This is a genomic window from Streptomyces sp. NRRL S-118, assembly GCF_000716335.1.
GTDB lineage: Bacteria > Actinomycetota > Actinomycetes > Streptomycetales > Streptomycetaceae > Streptomyces.
Map to the genome: position 1 here is coordinate 1 of NZ_JOBL01000376.1, position 477 is coordinate 477.

Here is a 477-nt window from a genome sequence, read left to right on the forward strand (position 1 = left end):
CACGTTGACGCCGATGGCCTCCATCAGCTGCTGGAGGAAGTCCTGGTGGACGGGCGTGAACGAGGTGAACGAGCCGAGTTCGACGACGGCCAGCACCTGGTCCTCGACCACGATGGGCAGCACGACGAGGCTGCCGGGCGCCGTGGTGCCGAGCCCGGACGAGATGCGCAGGTAGTCGGCCGGTACGTCGTCCACGGTGATGGTGCGGCGGCTGCGGGCGGCCTGCCCGACGAGCGATTCACCGAGCCGGAAGCGGGTCTCCTCCATGCCGGCGGGCCGGCCGTACGAGCCGATGAGGCGCAGTTCGGTGCCGTCCGCCGTGTCCTCGGCGAGGTAGAAGGCGCCGTACTGCGCGGAGACGAGCGGTGTCAGTTCGTCGACGATGAGTTCGGCGACGACGGTCAGGTCGCGGTGCCCCTGGATGAGTCCGGTGATGCGGGCGAGGTTGGACTTGAGCCAGTCCTGCTCCTGGTTGGC

1 protein-coding gene is annotated in these 477 nt (G+C 69.2%); it reads right to left on the reverse strand.

Features of this window, described 5'->3' with window-relative positions; genetic code table 11:
• A partial coding sequence (locus tag IH00_RS36940) for a GAF domain-containing protein (protein WP_039946163.1) occupies positions 1 to 477 on the reverse strand: 477 nt, incomplete at both ends.